This is a genomic window from Alcaligenes parafaecalis, assembly GCF_026344135.1.
In the GTDB taxonomy this organism is placed as follows: domain Bacteria; phylum Pseudomonadota; class Gammaproteobacteria; order Burkholderiales; family Burkholderiaceae_B; genus Alcaligenes; species Alcaligenes parafaecalis.
In genome coordinates, this window is sequence record NZ_JAPKNA010000001.1 from 503,662 (window position 1) to 527,382 (window position 23,721).

Genomic DNA, 23,721 nt, shown 5'->3' on the forward strand with positions numbered 1-23,721 from the left:
GGGATGTCTATAGAAGCATTGGGAGCAGCCAGTATTACGTCCTTGTTTAGCAATATGGACCGGGTTGCCGAGCAGTGTGGCGAGCAGTTTCCCCTGTTCCGGCAAGATAAGGCTGAGCAATGGACACTGTCACGCCGAGGTTCCTGGTTAGGTGGTTTTTGGGCGGGGCTGTGGTGGCGACGCGCCTTGATTAGCGGGGACGCCGAGCATAAAGAGCAGGCTTTGCAGTGGAGTCAGAAACTGCAAGTCTGGATGGACGAGCCCAGCATCAATCGCAGCTTTGTGTTCTGGTATGGCTCTGGTTTGGGCAGTACCTTGCATGGAGATCAGCAGGCACTGGATTCGCTGAATCAGGCGGCGCAGGCTGTACTGCAAAGCTTTGATGCTTCCAATGGTTTCTGGCCTTTGGGTTCAGGCATGGGTGGGGGTGAAGCGGGGCAACACATATTGAATGTCGATGCCCTGGCCCCCACGCTGTTGCTGCTGGATGCACAAGGTGGCCCCGTGGCGCGTCAGTTGGGGCAATGGCATGTGGATGCCTGCTTGCGTTATCTGCAAAAAAGAACCGGGGCCTGGCGCGACACCGTGTTGCTACGCGGGCAGGAAGTGCTGGCCGAGAAGGGGGCAGAAACCTGGCAAAGAGGGCAAGCCTGGGCCATGTTGGGCATGGCTACCGCCGCGCGTTTGTACGATAAGAAATCCTATGCTCAAGCGGCGTTGAAGGCTTGCCATTATTGGCATGAGCATTGGGGGAAATATGCGCAGGGCTTGTTAAAGCGAGCAGAGCCTTCGGCACCGATAGACCGATCCGCCTGGGCGATTGCCTCGCTGGCCATGCATGAGTTGTGGCGAGTGCTGCCAGACCAACAATGGCTGCAGGATCAATCACGTTTGCATCTGGATGCCTTGCTGACACCGGAGTTAAGCGAAACCGGGCGCTTTGTGGGGCACCTTTACAAGATTGCTCCGGGGCAGTCGGAGCTGGTGGAGTCGGCATGTGCCAGTTTCTTTTTATTGGAAGCCTTGCTGGCGCATGAGGTGCCTTCATAATAAGCAGATCCGGACTTGATTGCCGCTTGAAAGACCCACGACCCATGCATATCAGATTAGCTACACAGGCAGATTACGAAGGCTTGCTAGCCTTGGATAGCGTCGTCTCGCAAGAGCCTGAGCGTGCCGGGCAGATTCAGGTGTGGATTCAGCAATCTCATTGCCATGTCGTTGAGTGGGCAGGTGCATTGCTAGGCTATGGCGTTTTGAACTATCAGTTTTTCGGTCATGGCTTTGTCGAGATGTTGATGGTGGGAGAGTCTGGCCGAGGGCAGGGAGCAGGTTCGGCTTTGCTGCATTACTTCAGGCAGATTTGCCGTACAGACAAGCTGTTTTCTTCCACCAATCAATCCAACCACATCATGCAGGGTTTGTTTCTGAAGCAGGGCTTTCAGCGTAGCGGCATTATCGAAAACCTGGATGAAGGAGACCCGGAACTTGTCTATGTTTCCTTGTCCAAAGTGCGGCTGGCTAGAGAGTCTGCTTGCAGGTCAAAACCTTGAATCGATTTTGACCTGTCCCTGAGCAAGACAGCAAAACGCGTCAGGAGATCTGCAAGGATCCTGTTGCCCCCATCAGTAGATCAATGACATCTGGCGCGGTGATGATCTCAAAGCGTGGGTCCATCTGTTCGGCGCTGAGTCCGTTATGCACCATGCAAGACTTGCACACTGCCACACGTCCCCCTTGGTCCAGATATTTCTTCAAGAGCTCAGCCGCAGGCTCAAAAGGTGCGCCGATATTAATCGGGTCTGCTGCACCGGGAATGCCCAGGGCGACACCCTCGGCCATCAAGATCAGGCAGGCGCTATGTCCTTTTTGAACGGCATTGGTGGCCATGGTCAGTGCCACTGTCACCTTGTCGGGATTGCCCTGTGCATGGAAAAGCGTAGAAACAAAAGCAGCGGGTTTAGGCATACCAGTTCTCCTTGATTCATTCATGCGTCACTTCTGTCGGTTTTAACGGAAGCACGTTTTGCATTCAAATTTTTGACTGCATTAATTCAGTATATGCTAAATTAAGGTTTATCTAAATTAAGAAATAAAAATAGCTGGATAAATCATGAGCCAAAGCAAATCCGACATCGAGCTTTTGCAGGAGAGCGCTGAGCAAGCTGCAGCCTTGTTGCAGGCGGTGGGCAATCCCAAGCGCCTGGTCATTCTGTGTCTCTTGATTCAACAGGGGGAGATGAGCGTGGGGGCCTTGAACGAGATGGTGGCCTTGAGCCCCTCGGCCCTGTCACAGCATTTGGCGCGCATGCGTCAGGAGGGTTTGGTCAGCTATAGACGCGAGGCTCAAACCCTGTACTACCGCATTGAAGACCCAAATGTCGCGAAGTTGATTGGCACGCTAAAAGACATTTTCTGTCCCTAAGCCGGTGGGCTTGAGGGGGTGCAGGGCGTCTGGATGGAGCAGTCAGGCATGCCATCGCCCAAGCCGTTTTTCCCTTGCTTTTTTCTTGAAAGGAATAGCCATGAAAAGCAATGTAGGTACCTTGGATCGTATTGCTCGCATCGTTGTGGGCGTGGTGCTGATTGCCCTGGCGGCAACTCAGGTCATAGGATGGTGGGGTTGGCTGGGCGCGATTCCCCTGATCACGGGCTTGGTCGGTTTCTGCCCCTTGTATCCCATACTGGGTCTTAGTACGTGCCCCTTGAAGAAGCGTCAGTAAACCAAACGCTTTTGCTCAGGAATCGGGTGTTCTTGTCGGCGCTTTGAGTGATACCTGATTGCTCAAAGCGCCTGTTTTTATGGCTTGAAACAGTGTCTTTCGCACGGATGCTTGGCGGCCAAAACAGTGCCTGCGACTGGCCATTGCGCCAATCTATGATACAAATCTGTTCAATGTGGACATTGTTTAGGTGTATTTATGTCTGGCAACAAAGCTGAAGCGGGCAAGAGCAAAAAGATTCTGATCATTGCTGGCCCGAACGGGGCGGGCAAGACCACTTTTGCACGGTCTTTCCTCCCGGCAGAGGCAGAGGTATTACGGTTTATCAATGCGGATTTGATTGCAGCGGGCTTGTCGCCTTTTGCACCAGAAAGCGCCGCCATTAGAGCCGGTCGTTTGATGCTGGACGAGCTGAAAGAAGCGGTTCGTCTGGGCGAGAGCTTCGCGCTGGAAACGACTTTATCTGGCCAAAGCTATGTGCGTCATATCGAAAAATGGCGGGCAGCAGGCTATCGAGTCAGCCTGTATTTTTTAAGCCTGCCCGACGCGGATACCGCAATTGCGCGTGTGGCAGAGCGGGTGCGTCAAGGTGGACACAATATCCCCGAACCCGTCATTCGTCGCCGCTTTGCGGCTGGCATGAAAAACTTCCTGCATCCTTATCGGGATACCGTGGATGATTGGGTTTTGTACGATAACGCAGGCAGTGTGCCGGTTCTGTTGGAGTGGGGAGAGAGAGATGAATAAAGAAGATATTTCCAAAGCAAAAAACCCGGATCTGCGGGCTTCTCTGGCCGCACTGGAACGTGCAGCTCAGTCGGCACGTTTTGTGGCCATGCAAACCAATACCTCGGTAGTTCTGGTGGAGAACGGCAAGATGATCAAGCTCACGGCAGAGCAATTGCGGCAGGAAGTTAGCAAGAGCTAATTGGGCTTGGCTGCTATTGCAGTTTTTTAGCCCGTTAGCGACTGGGTTTTTAGATGACTTGGGCAGTAAGGGCTACTGGAAATAGGTCTGGAGTCGGTGTCTTAAGACGATTGGGGCACCATGTCCTGTTCGGGATATCGGCTCAAGGTCGCCAGGAACTCGGAAGGCGGATAGGCAAAAGTCTTTTTGAAGGCCACTGAATACGCACTCAAACTCTCATACCCGCTTTCCAGGGCTGCCTGCGTGATGGACCGACCTTGCAGCAGAAACTGGATCGAAGCCATCAGCCGCATCTGTTGCCGCCATTTCCCCAGATTCATCCCCGTACTTTTCAGAAAACGCCGATGCAAGGTTTTTGGCGTCAAGGCGTACTGCTGCGCGACCTCGTCCATTGTTCGCTGCTGGGCAGGGGAGCGCACCAGATCTTCGCAAATCCGCCTCATCAGGTCCTCGTCTGGCCAGGGCAAATGAAACGGCAGGGGGCGCAGCACGCGCAGTTCTTCGATCAATAATTGCCCGAGCAAGGTGTCCCTCAAGGGCGGGTTTGCTTGTGGAACGACCTGTACCAGTGCCGCAATCAATTCGCGTACCAATGGCGTGACATGAATGACGCAATCATGGTCCGGCAATTGTGCTGCCAGAATCTCATCAATAAATAAGCCATGTACATTCACCGCGGTCGTCGCGTTGAGCTGATGGGGTACGCCGGGCCGCAGCCATACTGCGGTGGTCGGGGGCACCAGCCATTGGCCAGTGTCGGCCTGTACCAGCAGCACTCCCTCTGTGGCATATAAAAGATGGCCACGGTGATGGCGATGGCGGGGCACTTCATGCCCGGCGGGGTAATGCTCAATGACCCCAGTCACCAATAAGGGCGAGGTATCGGAGTGAGACAAGTCCAGCGCTCGCCCACCGCGTTCAGGGGATGCGTAGCCCATGTTCAGGAATGTCCAAAAAAATAAAACAAATGACTATTTTTTGATAGAAGGTCAGGTTCATTGCAGTCTAAAGTGCTTTTATCGTCTTCATCAAGCACTTTGGGATTGAACCTGCTGTGACTCATTTGCACTTGCTATCGCTAGGCCTGCTAGCCCTGACATCCGGTCGGGGTCCGTACGCATGCGTGTGCGAATGGTCCAATCCTGGTTTCCCCAGACCCCGACTGTAGCCAGCTCCTTGGAGCAGGGAAGCCAGGTATGTCCTTCCCTAGTTTCGAGGTTTTTATGCTGGCTGATCCTTCTTACAAATACCGTCCCTTTCCTGTCGTCAATTTGCCTGATCGCCAATGGCCACAGCGCATATTGAGCAAGCCACCCGTGTGGCTGTCTACCGACTTACGTGACGGTAATCAGGCCCTGTTTGAACCCATGAACCGCGAACGCAAACTGCGTCTGTTCCAGGAGCTGGTGCGTATCGGTTTCAAAGAAATCGAGGTGGGCTTTCCTTCCGCCTCGCAAACGGATTTTGATATTGTTCGGCAACTGATCGATGAGCAGATGATTCCGAGCGATGTCACGCCCATGGTCATTACTCAACTGCGTGAAGACCTGATAGCAACCACGGTGCGCAGCGTGGCAGGGGCGCGTCGTGTGATTGTGCATTTCTACAATGCGATTGCACCTGCGTTTCGGGAGATCGTTTTTGGCATGGAGGTGCCGCAAATCATCGAGATGGTGCAGCACCATGTAGAGCTGTTCAAACGTCTGACGGCTCAGCATCCAGAAACGGAATGGGTGCTCCAGTACTCGCCCGAGACCTTCTGCATGGCGGAACTGGATGTATCGCTGGCCGTATGCAATGCAGCCATTCAGGCCTGGGATGCAGGCCCCAAGCGACCCATGATTATCAACCTGCCGACAACGGTTGAGGTGACAACGGCGAACGTCTTTGCTGATCAGATCGAATGGATGGATCGCCATCTGGATAGACGTGAACATATCGTCCTGTCGGTACACCCGCATAATGACCGAGGCACGGGTGTTGCGTGCGCCGAACAAGCCATGCTGGCGGGTGCACAGCGTGTAGAAGGCTGCCTGTTTGGCAATGGCGAGCGTAGCGGCAATCTGGATGTGGTGACCTTGGCGTTGAATCTGTATACCCAAGGCATCGCTCCGGGCCTGGATTTCTCCGACATCTCCGCCGTGGCTCGCATTGCCGAGGAGGCTACGTCCTTGCCTATCCACCCGCGTCATCCCTATGTGGGCGATCTGGTGTTCACGGCTTTCTCCGGCTCTCATCAGGATGCAATTGCCAAAGGCTTTGCGGTGCAGAAAGAGGATGCTCCGTGGCGTGTGCCTTACTTGCCGGTCGACCCCAAGGATTTGGGCCGTACTTACGACAGCATCGTGCGCGTCAACAGCCAGTCAGGCAAAGGTGGCATCGCCTTTCTGCTGCAACGGGATTACGGCATTGTGATGCCGCGTCGCATGCAGGTGGAGTTCAGCGCCATTGTTCAGCAGATTGCCGATTCCAGTGAAACGGAGTTGAACAGTCAGCAGATCTGGACACTGTTCGAGGCCACCTACCTGAAAGCCAATGAGCGCCAGGGTACAGCACGCTACCAGGTACATCGTCTGTTCGATGAGGCACAAGGACAGCAGGGCATAGAGCTGCAATGTGTGAATGCCAATGGCGAGACTGAAACCTATACCGGAACGGGTAATGGCCCGATTGCGGCGACGGTTGCGGCCTTGAACTTGTCTTTGCGTATTGATAGCTACGAGGAACGCAGTTTGGGTTCCGGGGCGGATGCTTGCGCAATGGCGATTGTGGAGGCGGTCTTGCCCGGTGTGCCGGGCTCGAAGTTTGGCGTAGGCAAACACGCCAATATCGTCACAGCCAGTGTGATGGCGGTGATGAACGCAGCGGCGCGTTTTGAGGAGGTGGAAGCGTAAGCCGTCAACGGTGTGCTGTGGTCCGCGCGACGTGATTAATTAAGCAATCAGTGCGGGCCACACTCAAGGCCAGGCGCTTACGCAGGCTGCTCATCCTTCTGAGCGATGTCTTTGTCAGTGGGATGATCCAGATTCACGACCTGGCCTAGCCAACGTGCGACCACCTTCAGTTCATCTTCAGTAAAGCCATCCGACAATTGCTGATTCAAGTCCTGCAAGGTCGACTTGGCCTTGATGCTGGCTTCTTCTCCGGCTGGGGTCAGCGTCAAACAAATCTTGCGCGTATCGATATCGTCCGTCAGACGCTGAATCAGCCCTGCGGCCTGCATGCGCTTGGACAGTCCCGTAATCGCGGCGGGAGCGACTTGCAAGGCGCTGGCGGCTTCGCCCACTGTCACGGAGCCTTTAGATCGAATCAAAAACAGCATGCCCACTTGTGCCGCGCTGATATCTGTCCATGCCGATGGTTGCTTCTGAATCCATCGTTGCAAGGCCTTATGGGCGTGATTCAACAAAAAAACAAAACGCGGCTGTGATTGCTTGCTCATGTCGGCGGCTGCTTGGCTGAGGGTGTTTTATGAATTCGATCTGGAGCTGGATTCACTTTGCGCGACCAGCCAGTCAACAACTATAGGCCAAAGTGCTTCGGCATTGCGTTTACGAAAGAAGCCCATGTGCCCAATGTGTGGCAAACCCAGCTTTTTGTGCTTCAGGTGCAGCCTTTCTATGGGGGCATTGCTCAACGGTTCCAATAGCCGGGAGATGGCCTGTGGATTAGCCCAGGGATCATCATCAAATCCCAGAACCAGCAAAGGAATATCGACTCGACTGGCGCGTTCCTTGGCGTTGAGTGGTGGGTCGTCATAAAAATAATGAGGTTTTTGCGTCCAGCGACTCCATTGCTGCATGACGCCACGCGGCAGGTTTTCACCAAAACCTAAACGGCGGCTGGGCATATAGCCACATAGGCGGCACAACACGGGAGTCAGCACCCGCATGATCAGCCCTACCTTAACGCGCTCCATGAGCGGCTGGATCAAGGCGGTAATCCCGGCATGGGAAGCAATCATCACGGCGGCATGCACAGAGCGGGTCGCCGGGGAAATCGCAATGGCATGGCCCCCCACGCTATGACCCAGTGCCAGGAGGGGCAAGCCCTGGAAACGCTCTGCGAGCCAATCCGTCACATAAACCGCATCCTCCAGCATCCAGTCGGACATGGAGACCTTGTATTGGCGTATGTCTTTTTGGCAAGAGCGCCCTATGCCCCGGTAATCGTAGGTCAAGACGACAAAGCCCAGGCTGTTCAGGTGTTCTGCAAACAGAAGGTAGAAGTCCTGTGGAACGGCAGTGGCAGGGTGGATGAGGATGACCGCTTTGGCGTTCGCGGCGGGCCACAAGGTCGCGCTGATCGGGTCTTTGCCTGCCTGCTGAATCGTCACCTGTTCCATGTTTGTCTCTGATTTTAGTTAATGTGTTAATGATATTAGAGTGACTGGAGGAGGGAGTCAATTCGGCTCAGCTAAAGTTTTTCAGTGTCGCGTTTTGGTGATGTTTAGAGTTTGGACAGCAGGGATATGTTGAGGACGTGTCGATCTGCTCTAGCGTCGGAGGAAGCCCGTTCTGTGGCTTTACATCTCCGCTACCAAGCCCTTGATCGCCTCGATATACCAGGCCTGATCATTAATCCTGTGCGTCAGAATAATCGGCGAAGTCGCCTGCGGCTCTTCTATTAATCGATAGTGCAGGTCATTACGCAGCCGGGCCGAGGTTGGGATTAAACAGAGTCCCGAATCGGCAGCCACCAGACCTAGCGCAGCCTGGAGCTCACCAGCCTCATAGACCTCCGCCGGGCGTATGCCCTGGTCGTGCAAGAGGTGCTGAATGTGGTCGGCAAAACTCGGTCTGGGTTCTTTGGGATACACAATCAGCTTTTGCCCCTGCACCTTTTTCAAGCTCACAGGCTCGTCCGAATCTGCCAAATCCGAGCTGGGCGGAAGGGCCAAAGCCAGTTGTTCTTCCCTTAAAACGGTTCTTTGCACTGACGCATCATTCAGCCGTATCCGCCCGAATCCCACATCAATACGCCCGGACTTCAAGGCTTCTAACTGCTGCATGGAGGTCAGCTCGACCGTCTGCATATCCACTTCCGGATACTGATGGCGCAGCTTGCGCATCAAGGCGGGCAGGCCACCATACAAGGTCGACGCCACAAACCCTATCGACAAGGTTTGCCGCTGGTGCAGCCCGATCTGTCGGGTTGTATGCACTAGCTGATCCACCCGGCTCAATATCTGCAAAGCCTGCTCATAAAACACGCGTCCCGCTTCGGTCAGCCTCAGGGGCCGGTTATTGCGCAGCAGCAGTGTGACGCCCAGCTCTTCTTCCAACAACTGGATCTGTCGGCTAAGCGGTGGCTGGGCCATATGCAGGCGCTCGGAGGCGCGCGTGAAGTTGCGGGTTTCGGCAACGGCCACAAAATATTTGAGCTGACGTAGATCCATAAGGGAAAACCATACCTTGGCTGAATTGATGGTGTTTAGTTTCTTGATTTTTAATATTTATATCAGAAACTATACTCTAAAGGTATAGAACTAGACCTATTTAGTCTTGGAAATAGTGGGCGTGCTTCGTGTTCAATCAAGCCATGGAACACACGCGATCTTCTCAACTATTAGCAGCTCCAGCCCTGATCGAACGGGTGGAGACTTTGCTGCTGGATCTGCCTACGATCCGTCCTCATCAATTGGCGATGACGACCATGCAAGGCCAGACTTTGATGCTGGTGCGCTTGTACTGTTCGGACGGCACGGTGGGTGTGGGCGAGGGCACGACCATTGGTGGTCTGGCTTATGGCGCCGAATCGCCCGAAGGCATGAAGCTGGCCATCGACACGTACTTCACCCCTTTGCTGCTGGGCGCTAATGCCAATGCGGTGCCTGCGATCATGGCCCGTTTGAATACGGCGATTCAGGATAACCGCTTTGCCAAGAGCGCAGTAGAAACAGCGCTGTTTGATGGCTTGGGCAAGCGTACTGGTCTGCCGGTGTCGCACTTGCTGGGTGGCCGCATGCGCGACAGCCTGCCGGTGGCCTGGACTCTGGCTTCGGGCAATACCGCCAAAGATATTGATGAAGCCGAGCGCATGCTGGCGCAGGCTCGTCACCGTATTTTCAAACTCAAGATTGGTCGTCGCCCGGTTAAGGATGATGTGGCACACGTGGCGGCCATTAAAAAAGCCCTGGGCGACCGCGCTGAAGTGCGTGTGGACGTGAACATGGCCTGGAGTCCTTTGCAGGCTCAGCATGGTTTGGCCGGTCTGGTCGATGCAGGCTGTTCCCTGGTGGAACAACCGGTAAGACGTGCCGATGCGCTGGCGGATCTGAAAGGCCGTTTCCCGATTGCCCTGATGGCCGATGAATCCCTGACTGGCCCGGCCTCCGCCTTTGCGCTGGCTCGTGACTGCGCGGCGGATGTGTTCGCCATCAAGATTGAACAGTCCGGTGGTTTGCGTGCCGGTTTGCAAGTGGCGGCAATTGCCGAAGCGGCTGGTATTGAATTGTATGGCGGCACCATGCTGGAAGGCGCAATCGGTACGATTGCCGCTGCCCATGTGTTCGCCACGGTGAATCAGTTGCAGTGGGGCACAGAACTGTTCGGGCCTTTGCTCTTGACCGAGGAAATCCTGGCAGAGCCACTGAACTACAGCAATTTTGAATTACAGATACCGCAAGGGCCCGGTTTGGGTATCGTACTGGACGAAGATCGTGTTCAGTATTTCCGCCGTGACAGGACGCAGGTCAGTGTGGGTTCGGCTGCCTAGTCAAAATAAGAGGTCGGTAGCACTGGCCTTGCTTGGAACACTTTTCAGGATATTAGGAGACACAGAATGAGCGTTAAAATTTTTGATACCCCCGATGTACAGGACTTCCTGCGTTTGGCCTCTGGCCTGGATCAGCCCGGTGGCAATCCACGCGTCAAGCAGATCATGTATCGCATTATCAGCGATCTGTTCAAGACCATTGAAGATCTGGAAATCACCAACGACGAGTACTGGGCAGCCGTGGCTTACCTGAACCGTTTGGGTACGGCCAGCGAAGCCGGTCTGGTTTCCCCCGGTCTGGGTTTTGACCGTTTCCTGGACATGCGCATGGACGCCATGGACAAGGAGCTGGGTCTGGACAACGGTACGCCACGTACCATTGAAGGTCCTTTGTACGTGTCGGGTGCTCCGGTGGCACAAGGTTTTGTTCGACTGGACGACGGTTCCGATACGGCTGGTGAAACCCTGATCATGCACGGTGTGGTGGTGGGTGCGGATGGCAAGGCGATTCCGGGTGCACAGGTTGAAGTCTGGCACGCCAATACCAAAGGTTTTTACTCGCACTTTGACCCTACGGGCGAGCAACAACCCTTCAATATGCGCCGCACCATCATTACCGATGAAAACGGTCGCTACAAGTTCCAGAGCATTGTGCCCAAGGGCTACGGCTGTCCTCCGGATGGTCCTACCCAAGGCCTGCTGAACGAGCTGGGTCGTCACGGTAACCGTCCTGCGCATATTCACTTCTTTGTGACGGCTCCTGGCCACCGCAAGCTGACCACGCAGATCAATATCGACGGTGATCCACTGGTGTACGACGACTTCGCTTACGCCACCCGTGATGGTCTGGTTCCACCACTGACCGAGCACACCGATCCTGCCCGTATCGCTGCCGAGAACCTGGATGGTCCTTTTGCAGAGATCGTGTTTGATATTTCCTTGACCCCGCTGGTGGAAGGCAAGGACAACCAGATCGTGAATCGTCCACGTCTGGCGGCTTAAGTTTTGCTTCAGTCCAGCGCCTGTGCTTGTTGTGCAAGCCGGGCACTGGACTGACTCGTTTTTGCTGTGCCTGACGTAAGGGCTGTTCAGACAGCTCATCCGTAGCGTCAGTGCTTTATACGGAGAACGGAGTGATCGATAAACAGGTAAGCAGTGTTGCACAGGCTTTGCAGGATGTGCAGGACGGCGCCACGATTCTGGTCGGTGGTTTTGGAACGGCTGGCATACCCACAGAGTTGATCGATGGGCTGATCGAGCAAGGCGCTCGTGACCTGACCATCGTGAACAACAACGCGGGTAATGGCGATGTGGGGCTGGCGGCTTTGCTCAAGACGGGCCGGGTACGCAAGATTATTTGCAGCTTCCCCCGTCAGGCTGATTCCTGGGTATTCGATGACTTGTATCGCAGCGGCAAGATCGAGCTGGAGTTGGTGCCTCAGGGCAATCTGGCCGAACGATTGCGCGCCGCCGGTGCGGGTATCGGTGGCTTTTTCTGCCCGACAGGCTATGGCACAGAACTGGCCAAGGGCAAAGAAACACGATTGATCAATGGCCGCTGGCATGTCTATGAAGAACCTATTCATGGAGATGTCGCCCTGATCAAAGCCGAGCGGGGGGACCGTTGGGGGAATTTGACCTACCGCATGGCGGCGCGCAACTTCGGACCGGTCATGGCGACCGCGGCTCGCACCACGATTGCCAGCGTGTTTGAACTGGCTGAACTGGGTCAACTGGACCCTGAAACCATTGTGACGCCGGGCATTCACGTGCGTCGCGTGGTGGTGGTGCCACGCAGTCGCACCGAAGCAGGCGGGTTCAAGGCATGAACGGACAGAGCATGAAGGGGGACAGCATGACGCTTACTTATCAGCGCCGCAGTAAAGATGAATTGGCACAACGCGTCGCGCAGGACATCCACGACGGTGCTTATGTGAATCTGGGCATTGGTATGCCTACCCTGGTAGCCAACCATTTGCCTGCGGGTGTGGAAGTGGTGCTGCATAGCGAAAACGGTATTCTGGGCATGGGCCCGGCACCGGCAGCAGGCCAGGAAGATTACGATTTGATCAATGCGGGCAAGCAGGCGGTGACGCTGCTGCCCGGTGGTGCGTTTTTCCATCATGCCGACAGCTTTGGCATGATGCGTGGCGGCCATCTGGATATTTGTGTGCTGGGCGCTTTTCAGGTGTCGGCGACAGGTGATCTGGCCAACTGGAGCACGGGTGAACCCGGCGCGATTCCGGCTGTGGGTGGCGCGATGGATTTAGCCATTGGCGCGAAACAGACCTGGGTCATGATGGATGTGTTGACCAAGCAAGGCGTCAGCAAGCTGGTTGAGCAATGCAGCTACCCCTTGACCGGACTGGCTTGCGTCAAACGTGTCTATACCGATCTGGCGACGCTGGCGTGCACGCCAGAGGGCTTGCAGTTGATTGATCTGGTGCCCGGTTTGACTCACGAAGCACTGGAAGAAATGATTGGCCTGCCCATTGCTATGCCTGTTGCAGCGGCTGCACAGGGAGAAGAGTAATGACAGTCAGCCCCAGCGCCCTGAATACCGAGCGAGGCATGTTCCGCGTCAGCGTGGAAGGTGATCCGCTGGCTCCCGCTCTGATCCTGAGCAACTCCCTGGGCACCACGCAAGAAATGTGGGACCCGCAGGTAGCAGGTTTTGCGAAGTCCTATCGTCTGATTCGCTATGACACCCGTGGTCATGGCGGCAGCCCGGTGACTCCCGGCCCCTATCGTTTCAAGGATTTGGGACGTGATGCGCTGGCGATTCTGGACGCGCTGGATATTGAACGTGCCGCTTTTTGTGGCCTGTCCATGGGCGGTCATACCGGCCTGTGGTTGGGCGTCAATGCCCCTAAGCGCTTGAATGCCCTGATCGTTTGCAATAGCGCCGCCAAGATTGGTACTGCCCAGGCTTGGCAAGAGCGGGCTGACGCTCTGCGCCAAGGTGGTGCCGCACAGATGCGTACGCTGGCTGATTCGGCTCCTTCGCGCTGGTTTGGGGAGGCGTTCATCAAGCAGTCGCCCGAGCTGGTTAAAGCGATGCAGGACAGTCTGGCCAAGCTGGACCCCCTGGGTTACGCCGCTTGCTGCGATGCCTTGGCCGATTCGGATCTGCGCGATCAGATCAAGGGTATTACCGCGCCGACCTTGTTGGTGGCAGGCGAGTGGGATCCGGTCACTACCGTTGCCGATGCCCAAGCCATGCAGGCCAGCATTCCTGGCTCGAAAGTGGCGGTGGTACCAGCGTCGCACCTGTCCAATCTGGAAGCACCCGAAGCCTTCGAGCGTGCTGTATTGAGTTTTTTAGCCCAGGCCTGAGTGCCTGAGCTTGATTGTCGTTTTTAGAAAGGAACACCATGCTTTATCTGGTTCACATGATTGTTGATATTCCTGCTTCCCTGCCTGCCGAAGAAGCGGCGCGCATCAAGGCTGAAGAAAAAGCCTACTCGCAGGACTTGCAGCGCTCGGGCAAATGGCCGCATCTGTGGCGTGTGGTGGGTCAGTACGCCAACTACAGCGTGTTCGATGTGGAAAGCAATGAAGAGCTGCACAACGTGATCAGTGCCTTGCCCTTGTTCCCGTACATGCAGATCACCGTTACACCGTTGGCCACGCATCCTTCGGCCATTTAAGTTTCACCCGCAGTAAAAAACTCAGGTTGCGGTCCCAGCGCAGCCTGAGCAACGAGTAAAGTTGAGAATTCAAAGAACAAGACTGGGGAGACAAGAAGATGGGATTGAAAAGTGGATCGGCGTCGGTCTGGGTAGCCGGATTTTTGTCGGTGTTGATTGCGTACGCCGGGCCGTTGCTGATCTTTATTCAGGCTGCACAAGTTGGACGGATTGCCGATGCGGAGCTGATCTCCTGGATCTGGGCGATCTCCATCGGTTCAGGCTTGAGCGGCTTGCTCCTTAGTGCCTATTTGAAGCTGCCCATTATTACGGCCTGGTCAGCACCGGGCACGGCTTTGTTGCTGACCTTGTTTCCCCAGATTTCCATGCCTGAAGTGGTGGGGGCGTATCTCAGCGCAGCCTTGATTATTGTCGTCATTGGTTTGACGGGCGGTTTTGAAAAGATTCTTTCCTTCATCCCCAAAGGCATTGCCGGGGGAATGATGGCCGGTATTTTGCTGCAGTTTGGTATGGCGACCTTCAAGTCCAGTACGGATATGCCTGCCATTGTGCTGGTGATGTTTGCAGTGTATTTGCTGGGCAAACGGTTTTTGCCGCGCTACGTGATTGTGTTGGTGGCGTTGTCGGGATTTGTGATGGCCATCGCCAGCGGGCAAGTCCATATGGAGGCCTTCAAGCTGGAATTGGCCAGCCCGGTGTGGGTAAGCCCGGAATTCAATATCGCCACTTTGCTTAGCCTGACCTTGCCGTTGGTCCTGGTCAGTTTGACGGGGCAGTATCTGCCGGGCATGGCGGTGTTGCAGTTGGCAGGCTATCCCACGCCATCGCGACCCGTATTGGCGGGGACCGGCCTGGCATCGATGCTGGTGGCCTGTTTTGGTGGCATCACTATTGTGCTGTCCTCCATTACGGCGGCCTTGTGTACAGGAAAAGACGCCCATCCTGATCCCGACAAACGCTATGTCGCCGGGATTGCCAATGGCGTGTTTTACCTGCTGGGCGGAACCTTTGCCGGTTCGATTGTGTATTTATTTACCGCCTTGCCCGCGTCGCTGATTGCAGCCTTGGCGGGTCTGGCCTTGATAGGGGCCATTGTGGCCAATATGCGGGTGATGGTCAGCGAAAGTGGCTATATAGAGCCATCGGTCATCACATTTTTAACGACCGCATCAGGTATGAGCTTGTTTGGACTGGGCGCCGCATTCTGGGGCGTCGTGTTTGGCCTGTTGGCCTACCGCTTGTTGGGTTCCAGACATAAGTGAAAAAAGGAAGAGACTATGAATCAGTTGGCTGAATCCCTTGACCATGTATTAGAGCCTGTCTTGGCCGTCTTGCCACAGCGCCGTTGGGATCTGGATCGTTTGCGCGTTCTCTTGCAGTTGAATGTGCCGCCAACGGTGACCGTAGTCGGTAAATACAATCACGGCAAAAGCCGCTTGTTGAACGAGCTGATGGGCAGCGATGTGTTTAACGTCGCGGATCGCCGTGAAACAGTGGCTTTGGCCGAGCATGTGCACGAAGGCGTGCGCTGGCTGGATGCCCCCGGTTTGTATGCGGACGTCGCCTTGCAAGATGATGCCCTGGCGCGTGAAGCCATGGGTTTGCAGGCAGATATTCGCTTGTTCGTGCACGCCGCCAAAGAGGGCGAACTGGATGCACTGGAAAGCAATTTGCTGCAAGAGTTGGCGGCAGATCATCAGCGCTCGCAGCGCCAGAACCTGATTGTGATCAGCCAGATCGATCAGTTGGCCGATGATGCTCAACAAGACAAAGTGCTGACAGCGATTCAGCAGCAGTGCGCCAGTGCGACTTTGCACCCTGTGTCCAGCACCCGCTATCGCCAGGGTCGTGAAGGCGCCAAGCAACGCATGCTGGAAAAAAGCGGTATTCCCGCCTTGCAGGCTTCCTTGGCAGCCGCTTTGCAGCGTGTGCCGCAAGCGCGCGAATTTGAGCGTGAAGCCTTGCTGACTGAACTGACACAAGAGCTCAATGCCTTGCAGCAAGCACAGGAACACAGCCTGAACAGTTTGCAGCAGACACAAAAGCAGCAGCGTATTGATTTTATTGAAGGCCTGAGCAAGATTCTGGAAGGGATAGAGATTGATTTGCAGCCGGTGATCAATGCTCCCGGTGTAGACCATTCCCTGGTGCCCGATACCTTTGAGTTCGGTTTCAAGATGACGGCGGGCAAGCAGGAGCGCGCTCGTTTGCAGATTGCCTATTCACGTGCGTGTATCGCCATTAACGGACACTTGGTGGAATACGGTGCCGTAGGCCTGCCTGCCGCTCAACGTACGTCGGTACGCAGCATGGATACCGTCATGATCGCGGTGATGGGCGTGTCAGTGAAGTACCGTGCCGATTTACGCCGCATCTTCTGCGAACAGGCCGGACGCGACAAGCTGGTGCAGGACTTCACGCATTATTTTGAAGTCTCGGACGGCCGCGTTGCCTTGGAAAAGCAGATTGAGCTCACCGAGAGCCAGCTTGAGCAAACACGTCAGGCTTTGGAAGGTTTGTCTACATTGGAGCATGCGTAATGTCGGTGGAACGCTCGTTTATCCAGGCCGTTGCGGCGCTGAATCCTGCCAGTCAGGATATGCAGCCCGCTATTGCCAAGATGGAGCAATGGCTGGTGGATCTGGGCCAAACGACCGTGGCCCAAGCCTTGACCAGTACTGCGCTGGTCGAGCAGGGCGCCTTGGCGCAGAGTGCCGGGCATTTGAATCAGCAATTGCAGCAGCAGCGCGAGAGTTGGGCAGATTCCTGGACTGCGCTGGCACCGGCTCAGGATCTGGCGGATCGCTTCCGGGATCGCATCATGCTGCTGGTGTTTGGCTCCTTTAACGCTGGTAAAAGTTCGTTATGCAATTTCCTGGCTGATCGGTTTCGGCGGCAAGGGCAGAGCGTGGATTTCTTCCGCTTGGCGGATGGGCAGATACAGCCTATGCCTGAAGGGTTTCAGGAAGGCGCGACGGAAACGACGGTGGCTTTGCAAGGGGTTTGCCTGGGCGAAAAACTGGTCTTGCTGGATACCCCCGGCCTGCACTCGGCCAATGCCCATAATGCTGCTTTGACGCAGCAGTTTCTGGAAAGCACCGATGCGCTTTTGTGGCTGAGCAGTTCCAGTGCGCCGGGGCAAGTTCAGGAGCTGGGCGATTTGCTGGTGGAGCTGCGTCGCAACAAGCCTTTATTGCCGGTTATCACCCGTAGCGATCGCATTGAAGAAGATGAGATCGATGACGAGATCGTTAAAGTTCTGTGCAATAAAACGGTAGAAAACCGCCAGTTGCAGGAAGAAGATGTAATGACTCGCGCTGCACAGGCCTTGAACCATTGGGGCCTTGGTAGTGATCTGCTCAAACCCGCGGTGTCCTTGTCCGTGCATATGGCGCGTAGCCAGCAGGACGACGTGCAGGGGCTGGAGCAGGCGGGTTTCGAGCGCCTGTATCTGGCAGTCCAAGATCTATTGGGACCGGCCTTGGCTTACAAGCAACGCAAACCGGCCGAATTGCAGTTGCACCATATTGAAGAGGCCATACTTGGCCCCTTGACGCAAACCCTGGAACAAGCGGCTGCCCAATTGCGTCAGCGTATTGATGAGCAAACGGCCTTGCTGCAAGGGGCCGTACAAATTCTGACAGAAAGCACCTGGCGTCGTGTTGTGCCGCAATTGCCTACGGTGCTGGAAGCCCATGCCGCCAAGCAGGATGTGGCGGCCGTGCGTGCCGAGCTTGGGCAGAGCGTAGCGCAAGAGTTGGCAGCGCAAAGCCAGGTTCTGCTGGGCAATTATCAACTGATACAGCCTGCTGCACCCACGCTGATGGTGCCTGCCCATATTGGCTATGAAGTCTTTCAGGAGCAGGAAGAAGGGCAAGCGCCCCTGATTGACTACAACCGTCTGTATATGAGCCTGAATGATGTGATTATGGACAGCGCCCAAGCCTTGGCTGAGCCGCTTGTCGAGCAGGCCGAGCACAGTCTGGAACAGCTAAAGCAAGAACTGCTGCAACTGGAAAATGCGGTGGCCGAACAGGCGCAATCCCTGGAGGCGATCAAGCATCAATTGCACACAGCTTGAAGTATCGATGTTTCGGTATTACAAGATCATGTAGAGTAGAGAAACGTAGTTTATCTAGCCGTCAAAAACCCGTGTTGATTTCGCAGATTGTGGCTTATTTGTTGAAATGCTAATGAGAATTGTTAGCATTTCGATATTTATGTTTTAAATCGAAGATGAAGTCGCTATGATGATTTGTACAGCATCCATGCCTTAGCAAAGAGCCGTTTTACGGCTCTTTGCGTCTGTACCGGGCATCCTGGGATAGCGTAATTTTCTGGGGCGCATGGCTATGAAACCGAAAACAAGCCACTATTTTTTACCCAATAAGGGAACCTCGCCTAACTGGCGCCAACATCTGCGCCTGTGGGTTGGATTAATCATCTCCATGGGGGGCGTCTGGGCCCTCTGTCATCAGTTTTGGCTTTATGCGCAAGATCACCCGGTGGTCTTGCAGGCTCTGGTCGGTGGTTCAATCGCTGCGCTGGCAACGGCACTGGGTACGGTGCCCGTGATGTTCTCCCAAACCATGTCGCAGCGCACGCAAGATACCTTGTATGGCTTTGGGGCAGGGGTGATGTTGGCGGCTTGTGCTTTCTCGCTGGTGCTGCCCGGCCTGGAAGCGGCAGAAAACCAGCAGGTATTTGGGGGCGGTGCCTGGGGTGCAGGCTCGGCGGTTGGCCTGGCTATCTTGTTAGGTGCGGCGGCTTTGATGTTGCTGGATCGTATCTTGCCTCACGAACACTTCATCAAAGGACGCGAAGGCCCCGGCAGCACCTCGTCTACCAAGCTGCGTCGCACCTGGTTGTTTGTGATCGCGATTACCTTGCACAACTTCCCTGAAGGTCTGGCTATTGGTGTGGGTTATGTCGGTAATGAAGGCGTGCGCGCCAATGCACTGGCCACCGGTATTGCCATTCAGGACGTACCCGAGGGCCTGGTTGTCGCGCTGGCTTTATTGGCCGCCGGTTATAGCCGTACTTTTTCCGTTCTCCTGGGTATGGCCAGCGGTTTGGTTGAGCCGATAGGCGCCGTGCTGGGTGCGGTTGCCGTCAGCAGCTCGCTGGTGCTGTTGCCCTTTGGTCTGGGCTTTGCCGCCGGTGCCATGCTGTTTGTGATCAGCCACGAAATCATCCCGGAATCGCACCGACAAGGACACGAAACCTTTGCGACGGGCGGTTTGATGATTGGCTTTGTACTGATGATGTTGCTGGATACCGCGTTGGGATAAGAGCTTTGTTTCGCGTAGGCTAAAATCAAGCCTTTCCTGCCGCTGGTAAAAAACCGGCGCAGGAGAGGCTTCAAACTATCTGAAGCCCCCCCGCGAATCAATCCTTCACCTTATCAATACGTTCCAGCATGCTACGCATCGACAATCTCAGTAAACACTATGGCGACTACCCCGTATTTCAGGGGCTGACTCATACTTTCCAGCCTGGATGTGTGGCGCTTTGTGAAGAAGACAGCACGGGCAAATCCACCTTGCTCAACATTATTGCGGGCCTGATCGAGCCGGATGCGGGCGAGGTTTGGATTGATGGGCATTCACTGGCGCAAGCGCCACGGCAAGCCAGGGCCCGTATGGCCTATGTTCCCGATAATTGCATGCTCTTCCCGTCACAGACTGGGCGTGGATTGCTGGAGCAAGTTGCGTCTGAAAAGAACACAAGGGTGGACGAAGCCGCGCTGGATCTGGCTGACAGGCTGGGGCTGGTGCCGCATCTGGACAAGCGCTTTGAACAGATGTCGACAGGGACGCGCCGCAAGGTTTTTCTGACGGCGGCTGCCCTGGGAAATCCGGCCGTCATCATTGCAGACGGCCCCAGCAATGGGCTGGACGCGCAGGCTCGCAGTGCTCTGGCTGAACAGTTCAATATCTGGTCTCAGGATCGCGTCGTGCTGTTTGCCAGCTACGATTTTGAACTGGTACAGGCTTGTGACGCGCAAACCATCAATGTTGCTGACCTGGGCGCCTCATCCCAGATTACCGGGCACGTCTAAGCCGCAAATTCGGCAATCCTACGGATTCTTTCACCTGTCCATCTCTCTACTATGGTTCTGCCAAGCAAACCAAAATAAAGGAGACGACATGGCAACAGGATATATTTGGAACACGCTTTACGGCTGGGTCGACACTGGGACAGGCAGTCTGGCTTCGGCCAATCTGGGGGCTCGTTTACAGCCGATTGGTCACCATCTGGCCCACCCGGACACCAAGCGCCGCTTTCACGAACTGGTCTGCGCATCCGGGCAGATTGATCACCTGACCACCATCCAGGCCAAACCTGCACGCGACAAGGATATTTTGCGTGTTCACACCGCAGAGCATTTGGCGAATATGAAACGGGTCAGCGCCTTGCCGACCGGGGGCGATACGGGTGACGGCATCACTACCATGGGCAATGGCGGTCTTGAAATTGCCATGCTGTCCGCGGGTGGTGCGATTGAGCTGGTCAAGCAAGTGGTCAGCCGGGAAGTCAGCAATGGCTATGCGCTGGTGAACCCGCCGGGCCACCACGCTCCCCGTGCCGGAGCAATGGGTTTCTGCATTTTCAACAATACGTCGGTGGCCGCCGCGTATGCGCGTGAGGAGCTGGGGCTGGACCGTGTCGCGATTGTGGATTGGGATGTGCATCACGGCAATGGCACCCAGGACATCTGGTGGAATGATCCTTCCGTATTGACGATTTCTTTGCATCAGCATCTGTGCTTTCCCGCTCAAAGTGGTTACACCAGCGAACGTGGTGAAGGCGAGGGCCTGGGCTACAACCTGAACATTCCACTGCCACCTGGCGGCGGGAATGCGGCCTACGGCTATGCCATGGAAAAAGTGGTGCTGCCTGCCTTGCGCGCTTACAAGCCGCAATTGATCATCGTGGGTTCCGGCTTTGATGCCAGCATGATGGACCCCTTGGCTCGCATGATGGTGACCGCTTCGGGCTTTCGCCAGATGGCGCGTCAGATTATCGATTGCGCCCAGGATGTGTGCGAAGGCCGCATTGCCTTTGTGCAGGAAGGGGGCTACAGCCCGCACTACCTGCCGTTTTGTGGTCAGGCCGTTATCGAGGAACTGACGGGTGTACGCAGCTTGGCGGACCCTTATGCAGAGTTTCTGGGTGGTATGGGGGGTGACACGTTGCTGGATGCCGAACGTGCTTGCGTGGACGAGGCTGCGGCTTTGCTAAGCGATTTGCGTTAATCGTTTCCTGGCGGTGTAGTTTGAGCGGTGCCTGGACTTTGCCTCATCAGTGGGAGAGTCCGGGCACGGCTGCCAGGATGGCACCATGCGCATCAGGCACATACCAATGATTAAGCGCGGCTTTGACCGCCGCCTCTGTTCGACGAGTAATCCCCAGCTTGCGATGCAAAGAGGTCACATGCGAATGCACCGTGCGTTCGCTTAGAAACAGACTGGCGGCGATCTCCCGGTCGGTATAGCCCGTCATCAGCCAGCCCAGTACCTGGATTTCCTTGGCGCTTAATGCAGCGGGCAAGGCCGTGGGCACAAGTCTGACCAGGACATCTCCCTTTGGAAAACGCTGCGCCTGCAATCGATAGCTGCGTTTTCCTTCCAGCCAGAATGCCTGCAATGTGGATGCCTCCTGTCGCATGAAGGACAGGGCTTTGGCCAGGGCGGGGCTGAAGGCTGGAGCGTGTGTTGCCATATCTTCGCGCAAGGCGAGCCCACCCGCTTGTGGCACCAGATGCAGCACGATGCCGTTGGGTGGTGCCATATTCTGCATGGCGTCTTCCAGCAATACTTTGGCGCCCAGTGCCAGTGTGCGCACATGGCGATTGAAGCGGCCGGCTTGCTGGGAAGAAAAGTGAATCATCCCCAGATAAGCATCGCCCCGCTGCAGCTCTACCGTCATCCCGTCCTGGAAACCACCGCGCAGCAGGGCATCCGTGTAAATGGCGGTGCTGCGAAAGGGGGGATTCATGGTGTCCGAGCATTCGGAGATGGACGGTGGCAGCAAATCCTGGGGGGAGGCTTGTGCCGTAAAGCCCGGCGCGTAAATCTGCGGAAAGCCGGTCCCCAAGGCCGAGGCACACTTCATGTTATAGCCCTCGCAATGCAGCTCCAGATGAGTACGGCTGTGCGGGGCGCAACCAAGAAGCTGCACCGCATCGAAGTGAAACAGCGTACGTAGGGATTGGATACGGTCGCAGAGACTCAACATGGTGGGGCCTGAGGAAGAATTTGCTAAGGGCGCTAACTACCAACATAGCGTGTGGTGCTTGAGCGCGCAATCGGGCCAAACCCAGGTCACAGGAGGAGGCCGGCTCTTTAGCCTTGGCCCCAAAAACAAGAACCCTCCGTGGCGGAGGGTTGTCTTGATCGGGTGACAGAGCAGGTGGCTTCACCGTGTTTCTTCAAATCTGGAGAACACGGACCACGGTCGCAGTCAGGCTGTCTTACTTGACTGCTTCCAGATAGCGTCTCAACACTTCAGGCCAATTAATCACATTGAAAAAGGCTGCAATGTATTCAGGCCGACGATTCTGATACTTCAGGTAGTAGGCATGTTCCCATACGTCCAGACCCAGAATCGGTGTATTGCCCTGCATCAGGGGGCTGTCCTGATTGCCGGTGCTCTCTACCACCAGCTTCTTTTCGGGGGTGACACTTAACCAGGCCCAGCCACTGCCAAATCGCGAGATAGCGGCTTTGGTAAATGCATCCTTGAAGGCTTCAAATCCACCCAGATCGCGATCAATTGCATGCGCCAGATCCTTGGGCACCGTTGTATCCGCATCAGGCGTCATGACTGTCCAGAACAGGCTGTGGTTGGCATGGCCACCGCCATTGTTGCGCACCACATTGCGCACGGACTCGGGCAGCGTATCCAGCCCGGCAACCAGCTCATCAATCGGTGGACAAGGCAAGCCAGCCGCTTCCAGCGCCGCATTCAGATTATTGATATAGGTCTGATGATGCTTGCTGTAGTGAATCTCCATGGTCTGGGTATCAATATGAGGCTCCAGAGCATGGTAGGCATAGGGTAGGGCAGGTAGGGTGTAAGACAAAACGCACTCCTCGATAAACCCCAGACAACAGCAGCCTGGGGGACAGAATGAAACTTAATGAGAAAAAGAGCGTTCCTGCGGGCTGACGGCTCCCAAGAACAGGGCCGAGCAGGTAGGGACATGATGGGGATAGCGGCGCGCGTAGCGGGCCAGCTCGGCATAAGTGCGGCGGCTGTGCTGCCAGGCGGCCATGCGCCAGTCATCCGTCAGGCGCGGATTGGCAGCAGCGCAGCATAGGGTTTCGTGTGCGGTACAAAGGTGCAGACCTTGCTCATCGCTTTGTCCCAATTGCTCGCAGGCATCGGCCAGGTTCAGGTGAGCAATCACCCAGGCGGCTATCGTGGCATCTGCACCCTCGCCAGAGCCAAAGAGCAGCGGTTTTACATAAGCGCGCGCTTGTAGATAGTGCGCGATGGCATCGGTGTAATTGTGGGATTGGAAAGCCTGGTTTCCCTGAGTGATCAAATTGCGCCAGGAGGCCAATTCGTCTCGCTGGGTCAGGGCGTGTTGCGGCTGTTGTGTGAGTGTCTGCATGCATTGCTCCTGATAAAGGTAGCGCATCAATAATGAAATTAATGATAATGATTTGCATTTATATTATCAAGGGAATCTAAA

General features: G+C 55.5%; 27 protein-coding genes. 19 read left to right on the top strand and 8 right to left on the bottom strand.

Annotated elements, in window-relative coordinates:
• Nucleotides 1–3 precede the first annotated feature (3 nt).
• The gene (locus OSH09_RS02330) at nucleotides 4–1,050 is read left to right on the top strand and encodes a hypothetical protein (protein ID WP_266120024.1); all 1,047 of its coding nucleotides are present in this window, start codon (nucleotides 4–6) and stop codon (nucleotides 1,048–1,050) included.
• A gap of 44 nt (nucleotides 1,051–1,094) precedes the next feature.
• The gene (locus tag OSH09_RS02335; protein WP_266120025.1) at nucleotides 1,095–1,553 is read left to right on the top strand and encodes a GNAT family N-acetyltransferase; all 459 of its coding nucleotides are present in this window, start codon (nucleotides 1,095–1,097) and stop codon (nucleotides 1,551–1,553) included.
• Between the two features lie 40 nt (nucleotides 1,554–1,593).
• Here the strand turns inward: OSH09_RS02335 and OSH09_RS02340 are convergent, their stop codons facing one another.
• Nucleotides 1,594–1,968 (bottom strand): DsrE family protein, encoded by a 375-nt coding sequence (locus OSH09_RS02340; protein ID WP_266120026.1) that lies wholly within the window; start codon nucleotides 1,966–1,968, stop codon nucleotides 1,594–1,596.
• Nucleotides 1,969–2,113: 145 nt separating this feature from the next.
• On the opposite strand from OSH09_RS02340, the gene OSH09_RS02345 reads away from it, so the two are divergent.
• The 4 genes from OSH09_RS02345 (at nucleotide 2,114) to OSH09_RS02360 (ending at nucleotide 3,651) form a co-directional block, all read left to right on the top strand.
• Nucleotides 2,114–2,425, top strand: coding sequence for an ArsR/SmtB family transcription factor (locus OSH09_RS02345; RefSeq protein ID WP_266120027.1), 312 nt, complete (start codon nucleotides 2,114–2,116; stop codon nucleotides 2,423–2,425).
• 100 nt (nucleotides 2,426–2,525) lie between these two features.
• Nucleotides 2,526–2,723: a YgaP family membrane protein gene (locus OSH09_RS02350; protein ID WP_222668219.1), complete on the top strand. Its 198-nt coding sequence runs from the start codon at nucleotides 2,526–2,528 to the stop codon at nucleotides 2,721–2,723.
• Between the two features lie 198 nt (nucleotides 2,724–2,921).
• Nucleotides 2,922–3,470: a zeta toxin family protein gene (locus OSH09_RS02355; protein ID WP_266120028.1), complete on the top strand. Its 549-nt coding sequence runs from the start codon at nucleotides 2,922–2,924 to the stop codon at nucleotides 3,468–3,470.
• Complete coding sequence (locus OSH09_RS02360; RefSeq protein ID WP_207874200.1) at nucleotides 3,463–3,651, top strand: hypothetical protein; 189 nt, start codon at nucleotides 3,463–3,465, stop codon at nucleotides 3,649–3,651. The genes OSH09_RS02355 and OSH09_RS02360 overlap by 8 nt, the downstream gene beginning before the upstream one ends.
• Nucleotides 3,652–3,752: 101 nt before the next feature.
• Here the strand turns inward: OSH09_RS02360 and OSH09_RS02365 are convergent, their stop codons facing one another.
• Nucleotides 3,753–4,589 carry an AraC family transcriptional regulator gene (locus tag OSH09_RS02365; RefSeq protein ID WP_266120029.1) on the bottom strand — a complete coding sequence of 279 codons (837 nt, stop codon included), beginning with the start codon at nucleotides 4,587–4,589 and terminating at the stop codon, nucleotides 3,753–3,755.
• 285 nt (nucleotides 4,590–4,874) lie between these two features.
• On the opposite strand from OSH09_RS02365, the gene OSH09_RS02370 reads away from it, so the two are divergent.
• On the top strand, nucleotides 4,875–6,545 hold the full coding sequence (locus OSH09_RS02370) for a 2-isopropylmalate synthase (RefSeq protein WP_266120531.1): 1,671 nt from the start codon (nucleotides 4,875–4,877) through the stop codon (nucleotides 6,543–6,545).
• A gap of 77 nt (nucleotides 6,546–6,622) precedes the next feature.
• Here the strand turns inward: OSH09_RS02370 and OSH09_RS02375 are convergent, their stop codons facing one another.
• From OSH09_RS02375 to OSH09_RS02385, 3 genes are all read right to left on the bottom strand, one after another.
• A complete protein-coding gene (locus tag OSH09_RS02375) occupies nucleotides 6,623–7,093 on the bottom strand; it encodes a MarR family winged helix-turn-helix transcriptional regulator (RefSeq protein WP_266120030.1) in 471 nt (156 codons plus the stop codon).
• Between the two features lie 27 nt (nucleotides 7,094–7,120).
• Nucleotides 7,121–7,996, bottom strand: coding sequence for an alpha/beta hydrolase family protein (locus OSH09_RS02380; RefSeq protein WP_266120031.1), 876 nt, complete (start codon nucleotides 7,994–7,996; stop codon nucleotides 7,121–7,123).
• A gap of 180 nt (nucleotides 7,997–8,176) precedes the next feature.
• Entirely contained in the window at nucleotides 8,177–9,049 is an 873-nt protein-coding gene (locus tag OSH09_RS02385) for a LysR family transcriptional regulator (RefSeq protein ID WP_266120032.1), read from the bottom strand.
• Between the two features lie 143 nt (nucleotides 9,050–9,192).
• Here OSH09_RS02385 and OSH09_RS02390 point away from each other — a divergent pair, with 143 nt between their 5' ends.
• From OSH09_RS02390 to OSH09_RS02445, 12 genes are all read left to right on the top strand, one after another.
• Entirely contained in the window at nucleotides 9,193–10,368 is a 1,176-nt protein-coding gene (locus tag OSH09_RS02390) for a muconate/chloromuconate family cycloisomerase (protein WP_207875715.1), read from the top strand.
• Between the two features lie 66 nt (nucleotides 10,369–10,434).
• On the top strand, nucleotides 10,435–11,370 hold the full coding sequence (gene catA, locus OSH09_RS02395) for a catechol 1,2-dioxygenase (RefSeq protein ID WP_207874210.1): 936 nt from the start codon (nucleotides 10,435–10,437) through the stop codon (nucleotides 11,368–11,370).
• 131 nt (nucleotides 11,371–11,501) lie between these two features.
• Nucleotides 11,502–12,197: a 3-oxoacid CoA-transferase subunit A gene (locus OSH09_RS02400; protein WP_189393034.1), complete on the top strand. Its 696-nt coding sequence runs from the start codon at nucleotides 11,502–11,504 to the stop codon at nucleotides 12,195–12,197.
• A gap of 26 nt (nucleotides 12,198–12,223) precedes the next feature.
• Entirely contained in the window at nucleotides 12,224–12,901 is a 678-nt protein-coding gene (locus OSH09_RS02405; protein WP_266120033.1) for a 3-oxoacid CoA-transferase subunit B, read from the top strand.
• On the top strand, nucleotides 12,901–13,704 hold the full coding sequence (pcaD, locus tag OSH09_RS02410; protein ID WP_266120034.1) for a 3-oxoadipate enol-lactonase: 804 nt from the start codon (nucleotides 12,901–12,903) through the stop codon (nucleotides 13,702–13,704). Before OSH09_RS02405 ends, pcaD begins: the two co-directional genes overlap by 1 nt.
• Before the next feature lie 38 nt (nucleotides 13,705–13,742).
• Nucleotides 13,743–14,018, top strand: a complete 276-nt coding sequence (gene catC / locus OSH09_RS02415; protein ID WP_207874218.1) for a muconolactone Delta-isomerase — start codon at nucleotides 13,743–13,745, stop codon at nucleotides 14,016–14,018.
• 98 nt (nucleotides 14,019–14,116) lie between these two features.
• Nucleotides 14,117–15,280: a benzoate/H(+) symporter BenE family transporter gene (locus OSH09_RS02420; protein ID WP_266120035.1), complete on the top strand. Its 1,164-nt coding sequence runs from the start codon at nucleotides 14,117–14,119 to the stop codon at nucleotides 15,278–15,280.
• 15 nt (nucleotides 15,281–15,295) lie between these two features.
• Nucleotides 15,296–16,558 (top strand): GTPase, encoded by a 1,263-nt coding sequence (locus tag OSH09_RS02425; RefSeq protein WP_266120036.1) that lies wholly within the window; start codon nucleotides 15,296–15,298, stop codon nucleotides 16,556–16,558.
• Nucleotides 16,558–18,099, top strand: a complete 1,542-nt coding sequence (locus OSH09_RS02430; RefSeq protein WP_266120037.1) for a GTPase — start codon at nucleotides 16,558–16,560, stop codon at nucleotides 18,097–18,099. The genes OSH09_RS02425 and OSH09_RS02430 overlap by 1 nt, the downstream gene beginning before the upstream one ends.
• Nucleotides 18,100–18,466: 367 nt before the next feature.
• Nucleotides 18,467–19,309 carry a ZIP family metal transporter gene (locus OSH09_RS02435; RefSeq protein WP_376912141.1) on the top strand — a complete coding sequence of 281 codons (843 nt, stop codon included), beginning with the start codon at nucleotides 18,467–18,469 and terminating at the stop codon, nucleotides 19,307–19,309.
• A 128-nt stretch (nucleotides 19,310–19,437) separates the two neighbouring features.
• Nucleotides 19,438–20,079 carry an ATP-binding cassette domain-containing protein gene (locus tag OSH09_RS02440; protein ID WP_207874230.1) on the top strand — a complete coding sequence of 214 codons (642 nt, stop codon included), beginning with the start codon at nucleotides 19,438–19,440 and terminating at the stop codon, nucleotides 20,077–20,079.
• 88 nt (nucleotides 20,080–20,167) lie between these two features.
• Nucleotides 20,168–21,277, top strand: a complete 1,110-nt coding sequence (locus OSH09_RS02445; protein WP_266120039.1) for a class II histone deacetylase — start codon at nucleotides 20,168–20,170, stop codon at nucleotides 21,275–21,277.
• A 46-nt stretch (nucleotides 21,278–21,323) separates the two neighbouring features.
• Here OSH09_RS02445 and OSH09_RS02450 read toward each other — a convergent pair whose 3' ends face one another.
• From OSH09_RS02450 to OSH09_RS02460, 3 genes are all read right to left on the bottom strand, one after another.
• The gene (locus OSH09_RS02450; protein ID WP_222668208.1) at nucleotides 21,324–22,259 is read right to left on the bottom strand and encodes a helix-turn-helix transcriptional regulator; all 936 of its coding nucleotides are present in this window, start codon (nucleotides 22,257–22,259) and stop codon (nucleotides 21,324–21,326) included.
• Between the two features lie 235 nt (nucleotides 22,260–22,494).
• Nucleotides 22,495–23,106 carry a superoxide dismutase gene (locus OSH09_RS02455; protein ID WP_207874236.1) on the bottom strand — a complete coding sequence of 204 codons (612 nt, stop codon included), beginning with the start codon at nucleotides 23,104–23,106 and terminating at the stop codon, nucleotides 22,495–22,497.
• A gap of 54 nt (nucleotides 23,107–23,160) precedes the next feature.
• Nucleotides 23,161–23,640, bottom strand: coding sequence for a hypothetical protein (locus OSH09_RS02460; protein WP_266120040.1), 480 nt, complete (start codon nucleotides 23,638–23,640; stop codon nucleotides 23,161–23,163).
• Between the last annotated feature and the right edge of the window lie 81 nt (nucleotides 23,641–23,721).